The sequence below is a fragment of the Blautia sp. AF14-40 genome (assembly GCF_003479665.1).
Taxonomy (GTDB): Bacteria; Bacillota; Clostridia; order Lachnospirales; family Lachnospiraceae; genus Fusicatenibacter; species Fusicatenibacter saccharivorans.
Window position 1 is genome coordinate 1 of the sequence record NZ_QUHK01000050.1, and the last position, 8188, is coordinate 8188.

Annotated in this window: 13 protein-coding genes and 1 pseudogene; 13 read left to right on the forward strand and 1 reads right to left on the reverse strand. The window is 45.5% G+C overall.

What is annotated here, in order from left to right:
* The 3 genes and pseudogenes from DWW13_RS17145 to DWW13_RS17155 all read left to right on the forward strand — a co-directional run.
* Nucleotides 1-274, forward strand: a pseudogene (locus tag DWW13_RS17145) (DNA recombinase); the annotation flags it as partial.
* Between the two features lie 26 nt (nt 275-300).
* Nucleotides 301-654, forward strand: a complete 354-nt coding sequence (locus DWW13_RS17150) for a TnpV protein (RefSeq protein ID WP_118360129.1) — start codon at nt 301-303, stop codon at nt 652-654.
* A gap of 16 nt (nt 655-670) precedes the next feature.
* Nucleotides 671-970: a hypothetical protein gene (locus DWW13_RS17155; protein ID WP_118512274.1), complete on the forward strand. Its 300-nt coding sequence runs from the start codon at nt 671-673 to the stop codon at nt 968-970.
* Nucleotides 971-997: 27 nt separating this feature from the next.
* On the opposite strand, the gene DWW13_RS17160 is transcribed toward DWW13_RS17155, so the two are convergent.
* Nucleotides 998-1366, reverse strand: coding sequence for a helix-turn-helix transcriptional regulator (locus DWW13_RS17160; RefSeq protein ID WP_005933665.1), 369 nt, complete (start codon nt 1364-1366; stop codon nt 998-1000).
* Between the two features lie 144 nt (nt 1367-1510).
* Here DWW13_RS17160 and DWW13_RS17165 point away from each other — a divergent pair, with 144 nt between their 5' ends.
* From DWW13_RS17165 to DWW13_RS17210, 10 genes are all read left to right on the forward strand, one after another.
* Nucleotides 1511-1699, forward strand: a complete 189-nt coding sequence (locus DWW13_RS17165) for a helix-turn-helix domain-containing protein (RefSeq protein ID WP_024738628.1) — start codon at nt 1511-1513, stop codon at nt 1697-1699.
* Nucleotides 1692-2384, forward strand: a complete 693-nt coding sequence (locus tag DWW13_RS17170; protein ID WP_055186324.1) for a response regulator transcription factor — start codon at nt 1692-1694, stop codon at nt 2382-2384. Before DWW13_RS17165 ends, DWW13_RS17170 begins: the two co-directional genes overlap by 8 nt.
* 5 nt (nt 2385-2389) lie before the next feature.
* Entirely contained in the window at nt 2390-3307 is a 918-nt protein-coding gene (locus DWW13_RS17175) for a sensor histidine kinase (protein ID WP_118720683.1), read from the forward strand.
* Between the two features lie 134 nt (nt 3308-3441).
* On the forward strand, nt 3442-4368 hold the full coding sequence (locus DWW13_RS17180) for an ABC transporter ATP-binding protein (RefSeq protein WP_005341684.1): 927 nt from the start codon (nt 3442-3444) through the stop codon (nt 4366-4368).
* Nucleotides 4361-5146 carry an ABC transporter permease gene (locus tag DWW13_RS17185; protein ID WP_055303121.1) on the forward strand — a complete coding sequence of 262 codons (786 nt, stop codon included), beginning with the start codon at nt 4361-4363 and terminating at the stop codon, nt 5144-5146. Before DWW13_RS17180 ends, DWW13_RS17185 begins: the two co-directional genes overlap by 8 nt.
* A 2-nt stretch (nt 5147-5148) precedes the next feature.
* Nucleotides 5149-5928, forward strand: coding sequence for an ABC transporter permease (locus DWW13_RS17190; RefSeq protein ID WP_002594767.1), 780 nt, complete (start codon nt 5149-5151; stop codon nt 5926-5928).
* A gap of 7 nt (nt 5929-5935) precedes the next feature.
* The gene (locus tag DWW13_RS17195; protein WP_118720685.1) at nt 5936-6397 is read left to right on the forward strand and encodes a hypothetical protein; all 462 of its coding nucleotides are present in this window, start codon (nt 5936-5938) and stop codon (nt 6395-6397) included.
* A 454-nt stretch (nt 6398-6851) separates the two neighbouring features.
* Nucleotides 6852-7265 carry an RNA polymerase sigma factor gene (locus DWW13_RS17200; protein ID WP_118720687.1) on the forward strand — a complete coding sequence of 138 codons (414 nt, stop codon included), beginning with the start codon at nt 6852-6854 and terminating at the stop codon, nt 7263-7265.
* 101 nt (nt 7266-7366) lie between these two features.
* Nucleotides 7367-7819 carry an RNA polymerase subunit sigma-24 gene (locus DWW13_RS17205; protein ID WP_118720689.1) on the forward strand — a complete coding sequence of 151 codons (453 nt, stop codon included), beginning with the start codon at nt 7367-7369 and terminating at the stop codon, nt 7817-7819.
* 10 nt (nt 7820-7829) lie between these two features.
* The coding region (locus DWW13_RS17210) for a sigma-70 family RNA polymerase sigma factor (protein ID WP_118720691.1) at nt 7830-8188 on the forward strand (359 nt) is incomplete at its 3' end.

Here is an 8188-nt window from a genome sequence, read left to right on the forward strand (position 1 = left end):
ACAGCCGGTTCCTTTAACCCCGGAGGAACAGGAAGAACTGCGGAAAAAAGAAGAACGCAAGGACAGGCTTCATCAGAATTATTTGAAGCGGAAAGCCAGCGGCGCACAGAAACAGTATGAGGACAAAATCAAGGCGAAGAAAAAAGCGGAAATGGACGCTAAGAAAGCCCTGATCCGGGCTGAGGATATGAAAAAAGGTGTTTTTTCTACTATCGGTCAGCTGCCAAAAGAAGAACCACGCAAAGGCAGCATAGCAGCCAGCGCAGCAGTCTAATCATCACGAAGCAAAGGAGAATGAATATGAGTGAGTTGACTTACATTCGTTGTGGAGATTATGATATACCCAACCTAAAACTTTCTGAACAGCCGGAAACTTCTATCGGCAAGTACGGCAGAATGCGAAAATCCTACCTAAAGAAACATCGCCCCATTCTCTACAACCATCTGCTGATGAGCGAGAAGCTGTATCCACACCTGTTAGAGATTGAGCGGACAGCACAGGAGCGCGTGGACACCATGTTGCCTCACATGATGGAGACTGCGGGTGTCGCGGAAGAACTGAAAGCCTGTGACCCTATGCGTTGGGTGGGGCTGATGAACACATTAACGGCACAGATTGAGGAAATTTTAATCAGGGAACTGATTTGCAGCTGAATGGGAGGTGCGGGAAATGCTGACCTTTGAAAAGATTTTGAAAGTGTTTCAGGCATATCTGGATGATGATCCACTGTATGAGGTGGTTCAGACCAGCCACGGTTATACATTGATGGCATGGGAACCCCACCGGAATGACTGGTACAGCGCTGAAATACAGAAAACCCCGGAGGATTTACGGAACGCTTTGTTGGGTACATACGCCAACTTTCTGGAAGATAGGATTACTGGAAATGACCGTGACCTGACTGTGACAGAAACCGGAGAAATCCAGCAGAGGTGCCGGGAACTTTTGGAAAAGTGCAGGGAAACATGATACAGAAACGCCAGAAGGAGGCCGCGATTATGCGTCCTCCTTCTGCTTCGCAGTCTGTTCCATTTTGAGCGCCCCGTCTATGGCACCTTCGATAATCGGCAGGTATTCTTCAGGGCAAAGCTTCAGCTTGTGGCTGACCCGTTGCCGCTGTTCGCTTTCTTCTCGCATAATCTCCGGGTTAAAATACCGTTCCACGGGAAGTCCGCAGACCTTAATCAACTGGATCATCACAGGCAGGCTCGGAATCGCACCTTGATTCTCAATGTTGGCAAGATACCGCCATTCAATCCCAACCATTTCTGCCAATGTTTTTCGTGCCAGACGCTTTGCCTCTCGTGCAGCTTTGACATCTGCGCCGAAGGTTTCAAAACCGGGACAATCTTCAACTTTCGCCATATAACATCACCCAGTTACATTGTATAATTCATACTTCGCCCGTGGAATGTTGCTATATGCAGGTTGATTGAAGTTTATAATTCACATTTCGTTCCTTGCATTGTTCGAGAAAGAGAACTATAATGTACTCTGTGGAGGTGCGAAATGGACTATATGACATTGAAAGAGGCCGCCGAAAAGTGGGGCGTGACACCTCGTAGGGTAAATTATTATTGCGCCGGAGGGCGCATTCCCGGCGCTGTAAAGATGGCTGGTGTTTGGCTGATCCCAAAGAACGCAGAAAAGCCGATTGACGGAAGGACAAAACAAGGGAAGGGGTTGCACCATGAATAAAATCCTGATTATAGATGATGACAGAGAACTGTGCGCTTTGATTAAACGTAGCGTACAAGCAGAAAACATAGAAGCTGATTTTTGTAATACCGGAAAAGAGGGCTTACAAAAATTAAGAGAGCAGGAGTATCAGCTTGTGGTGCTGGATGTGATGATGCCCGGCATGGACGGGTTTGAAACGCTGGAAGAAATTCGCAAGGAGTACAGCTTGCCGATTTTGATGTTCACATCTAAAAATGACAGCATTTCTAAAGTACGGGGCTTACGGGCCGGAGCGGACGATTATCTTACAAAACCGTTTGATATGGATGAACTGATTGCCCGTATTGCGTCTCTTATTCGCCGCTACACTCGCTTTAATCAGCAAGCTGGAGCCATACAAAAGCTAAATTTTGACGGATTGCAGATTGACCTTGAAAATCGTTCTGTTACTACATCAAACGGCACTTTTGAACTGCCCCCAAAGGAATTTGATTTGCTCCTGTACTGTGCAAAACATCAAGGGAAAATTTTGACCAAACAGCAGATTTATGAGGAAGTATGGGGCGAAGAATATTTCTATGATGACAGTAACATTATGGCGATTATCAGCCGACTTCGTAAAAAATTAGAAGTCAATCCTTCAAGCCCAAAGTATATACAAACGGTCAAAGGGATTGGCTACCGGTTTAATAAGGAGGTGTAGTCAGCATGAAAATTATCGTATTCTTGTCCATTGTGATTGCTGTTGTGGCTGTATTGACTTCCATCGTTCTCGTTCGGCGTGTAAAAAAACAAATAGCAGAAATGACCGATGTGCTGGTTGATGTGAAAAACGGAAATGGCAACCGGCGTATTCTATCTGCAACAAATGAACTGACAGCACCTCTTGCCTATGAAATCAATGAGATCGTTGTGGCCTATGAAAGCAGACTTTCAACTGTACGGCAGACAGAAGAAACCAACCGCCAGCTTATGACGAGCCTTTCCCATGACGTGCGAACGCCTCTTACTACTCTGCTTGGGTATCTTGACGCTACACACAAAGGACTGGTCACAGGAAAAGACCGGGATGATTATATTGAAACCGCCCGTCGGAAAGCCCATGATCTGAAAGAATACATTGATGTACTCTTTGACTGGTTCAAGTTAAATTCAAACGAGTTTGCTTTGGAGATCCAGAGCGTTGAGGTTGCAGAGCTGACAAGAAATATTCTGATCGACTGGATACCGATTTTTGAGGATAAACAGGTTGATTATGACATTGATATTCCTGAACAGCCTGTCCGGGTAAGATTGGATATGGATAGCTATATGAGGATCATCAATAACCTTATTCAAAATGTAATCGCTCACAGCCATGCGGACAAAATCAAAATTTCCCTATCGAAGAAGGAAAATAACATGGAGCTGCTGCTGGCGGATAATGGAGTGGGAATTGAGAAAGAAGATTTGAAACACATATTTGAACGGCTTTATAAGTGTGATAAAGGACGCTCTGAAAAAGGCAGCGGACTTGGTCTTTCTATTGTCCATCAGCTTGTAGAAAAGATGGGTGGAAGCATAACAGTTGAAAGTTTGCCGGGAAAAGGAACTGAATTTATGTTGCTTTTTCCTTTGGATAGTTAAGCGGGTTCCCGTCTTTATGGCGGGAGCCTTTGTCATTTTACTGGATTTCAAATTGCAAGGTTAATGCAAGGTTGCGGCAAGGTTAATGCAAGGTTGGCATGATAGAATACCTTACAGAACAGGAGGTTTTGAATATGGATACAAATTATATCATTGAAACAAAAAATCTGACAAAGCAATACGGCTCACAAAAGAGTGTGGCTGACTTAAATATCCATGTCAAGCGTGGGAGAATTTATGGTCTGTTGGGTAGAAACGGAGCCGGAAAAACCACAACTATGAAAATGCTGTTGGGTTTAACGAAGCCTACTTCCGGTGAGGTCAAAATCTGGGGAAAGTCTTTGCAAGGAAATGAAAAGAAGTTGCTGCCCCGCATTGGCAGTTTGATTGAGTCCCCTGGTTTTTATCCCAATCTGACCGGTACGGAGAACCTGCGTATCTTTGCTACCCTGCGTGGAGTACCAAACAATCATGCCATCAAAGACGCTCTGGATTTGGTCGGGCTACCTTACAAGGATAAAAAGCTGTTTTCGCAATACTCTCTTGGCATGAAGCAGCGGTTGGCGATTGCCCTTGCAGTCATGCACGATCCGGAGCTTTTGATTTTGGATGAGCCGATCAACGGTCTCGATCCCATCGGTATTGCAGAAGTGCGATCCTTTATCCGTGAGCTTTGCGACACAAGAGGAAAAACCATTTTAATCTCCAGTCACATTCTTTCGGAGATTTCCTTGCTGGCTGACGATATTGGAATTATTGACCACGGTGCATTGCTGGAAGAAGAAAGCCTTGCTGAGTTGGAGCAAAAAAGCAGTAAACATATCCGGTTTACGCTCTCTGATACTGCACAGGCGGCAAGAATTTTGGAACGCAATTTCCATGAAACCCATTTTTCCATACAAGACGACCACAATCTGCGTCTACACAATATGGAGCTACCCGTGGGGAAAATTGTAACTGCTTTTGTAGAAAACGGATTGGAGGTATCAGAAGCACATACCTGTGAAGAAAGTCTTGAAGATTACTTCAAGCGTGTGACAGGGGGCGAAGGAATTGCTTAAACTAATCAAATGCGAATTTTTGAAATTGAAACGGAAGAAATTTATTCCGCTGATTATTTTGGCTGCGTTCCTGTTTCCAATCCCGCTGACTTATCTGATGACAACGCCCTCTATGATGGAGCGATATACGGATCGGGCAGATGCTTTCGATGGACTATTTAACATGGTGTTGGGATATGGTATCCAGTTTTTACTGCCCTGCATTATCGGAGTGATTGCCGCTATTCTGTTTTTTATGGAACGCGACAACGATACATTCAAAAATCTGCGTACAATTCCCGTAACCAGCACGCAAATGGTACTTGCAAAGATTATTGTCCTTTTTATCTTTGGAATTGTTTTTTGCGTGGCTTCTACCATTGCAACAATTCTTTGCGGAATTGGAACATTAGAAGTTTATGGAATTGGTTATAAGCTGTTTTTGGCGGTTGAAACGGGGATCTTCATTACGGCAGGAACACTCCCGTTGATTGTCCTTGTTGTCTTTTTCAGTAAGACCTATGTTTTTTCCATTTTGTTGTGTGTCTTTTACAGCGTTCTGAACATGAGTGCTACGGCATTGTTTGACACACTGCCTAAAACTATGTTATGGCTTCTGCCCACGCCACTGACTACATTTTGGAGTGCGGGAGATATGGCGGCTCATGGAATAAAAATGGACTTGGAGCAAATGACAGGGCTAATTCCCTCAACATTTCAAGTTGTATTCATTCTTGGGATCATGGCATTGGTTTCGTTCTTACTGATTGACAGATTATATAAGCAGAGGGGGGAATAAACATGGTTCGCATTGTAAAAACAGAATTTTATAAATTGAAAAGGTATCATATCCTTTGGGCGGGCGTTGCACTCATGCTCCTATCCGTCCTGCTGACCTTGTTTACCTCTATGGCGAATGATGGTTCCGTTTGGGATTTTGCCTATCTTACAGAACAGGTCATCAAAAACAATATGTCCATGATTTTTCCGATGTGTATCAGCCTAATTGCTGGATATATGATTTCTCGTGAGCAGACGGATGACACATTGAAAAATATTCTGACTGTGCCGATCTCTTTTAAGAAACTGTTGACCGGAAAATTGATTGTGTGCGGCGTATTGTCTATTATTTTCGGGCTGATATGCAGTCTGTTTACAATCATAGCAGAAATGATTGTGGGATTTCCCGGCTTTGAGATTTCCTTAGCTCTAAAAGCAGCCTTGCAGATTACTGCGGTTAATTTCTTTTTATATCTTGCGGTTCTGCCGATTATCGCTCTTACTTGTCGGAGGGCAGGCAGCTTTTTAGTCGGTGTAATCATTGCTTTTGTCTATGGATATGGAGGGATGTTTGCCGCAGGAAATATGACATTAGCAAACCTTTATCCGATTACCGCAAGTCTTGGAATGGTAGGCTACCGTAGCTATGATACCGCAGTCAACTGGAATATCGGAACCTGTTCTTGCAGTCTTGCGCTTGCTGTCGTTATTTCTGCCATCTTGATTTTGTGCATGAAAGAACGAGAAGCAACCCAAACAAAGAAAAAGGCCAAAAAGGTAGCTCCAAAGAAAGGCTGGTGATGATTGTATGAAGAAAAAAGTTTTAGCACTAACATTCGTCCTTGTGGGAAGTTTTATGCTTGCTGGCTGTTCAAAAGATGAAATTCTCAATCATTACAATAACATTGTTCAATCTGCGGGCTCCATAGAACTGACAGGGAAATCGTCACTGCAAGGGGAAAAAGAAAAAGGCATTGATGATTATACAGGGACTTATACGGCTGATTATACGAACTTTTCAGGTACAGAGTATTTGTTCGGAGGAACTTCCATAAAGAGAGAAGCCGGTAAGGAGCTGTCCATTGATTGCACCTTGGAGATTACGGAAGGTACTGCAAAAGTATTTTGGATTTCTGGATCTGATGAAGCAGTCACGTTGATTGAAGCAACCGGAACTTATAGTGACACAATTACACTTCCTGATGGTGGAAATTATATTGGCATTGAATGTGAGAATTTCACTGGAAACATTGAATTAAATATTGAATAATACTCTGCCGCGCGACGGCAAAAGAAAAAAGCCGTCGTAGAGCAGACAATTTGACACGCCCATTTGAAACGGCGGCTTTGATTTTCAGAGCCGCCGTTTCTTTTCGTCTACGCTAAACCAACGACGACCTAACACCGTGTAAATCCACGGCGGCACATAGGAGGATTGCCGCCGTGTCTATTTTTGCCTTTTTTCACAGTCCCCATGACCTGCACCAGCTAAAAAAAGCCTGTTCCCAGCAGCGGAGCAATGCGGTCAGAAGTATGCACTATACCATGTAACTAAACAGCAAAATATACTCTATTACGCTCGTATGGCTTTATGCCGTCCGGGCGCTTTTTTGTCTCTATGGAGCCGGAACATCGGGTCAGCATGGCCCGAACTTTATCCCCGGTGCCGTTCTCCACCGCCCCATTCAGATTTTCCCGAAAAAATCTGAATGGAGGAAAGGCAGATGGAAGTTACCATCAATTATAACGGACAAGCTGTGGCCGTGGAGGTCACGCTGGAAGTCTATGAATTTCTTGACCGGGCCGATCACAAAACGGAGAACCTGTTCCATGAACAGCGGCGGCATTGGGATGGCCGGGAGTTTGACGAGTACATCATTACCACCGAGGGTGTAGGGGTCTACGGCGAAACGCCGGAGGAATACCTTTGCCGCATGGAAACGCTGCATGAGCTGATGGCTGTTCTGGACACCTGTACCGAGGCCCAGCGCCGCCGGTTCCTGCTCTATGCGCTTGACGGACTGAGCCTTGCAGAGATCGGTGTGCTGTGCGGCTGCTCCAAAGTGGCTGTTTATCAAAGTGTGGAGGCGGTCAGAAAAAAATTTATAAAATCCTTTGAGAACAGGCTTAACGAATGACCTGTTTTCGGGCTACCAAGTGAAAGGGATTTTCCCTTATCCCAGCGAGGGGCGGACAGCGGACAAGCTGCCCGCCTCTCCGATTTTCAGGAGGTAAGCCTATGAAAACAATCAATCTGCGGTGGATGTATCCCCACTACCGGCATGACGAGTTTGTGGATGTTACGGACGAGGTATGGGCAGCGATGTATCAGGCCAAGCGGGAGATGGAGAACTATGAGCGTCGGAAAGTCTACCACCGCGCCTACTACTCTCTGGACGCATACAGCTGGCTGGAAAATTACGCACTGGAACACAGCAGATCGCCGGAAGATATTTTGCTGGAACGAGAAGAAATGACCACCCGCCTGCACCTGATTGCAGCTCTGCCGGTGGCTCTGGCTCATGCCACTCCGACACAGGCCCGCCGTGTTCACGCCTACTACATTGCTGGTATCAAGCAGCCGGAAATCTCTCGGATAGAGGGCGTCCACAGCAGCAAGGTTAGCGTTGCCATCCGCCGGGGTCTGCGGAATATGCGCCGCTGCTATGATGGCTTTTTCCAAACAGAGTGAGGGCATGCCTATGCAGACCATCAATCTCAAACAATATTATCCATTTTGCAAAGAGGACATTTTTGTGGAGGTGTCCGATGAGATCGTCGAAGCGTTTCTTCTGGATAAGAGAGCCGAGGCCGCCAGAGATCGCAAGATGTTCCGGTATAAGGCGTTTTATTCCCTCGATTGTAACGATGGAATCGAAAATGCCGCCATCGGCTGGGCGCAGCCATCGCCGGAGGACTACCTGATAGAAAAAGAAGAATTAGCCGAATACGAAGAACTGATACGGCGATTGTACGAAGCCATTTCTTCCCTGCCGCCTATGCAGGCTCGCCGTGTCCATGCCCGCTATATGCTGGGTATGAAAGTGAAAGATATTGCCGC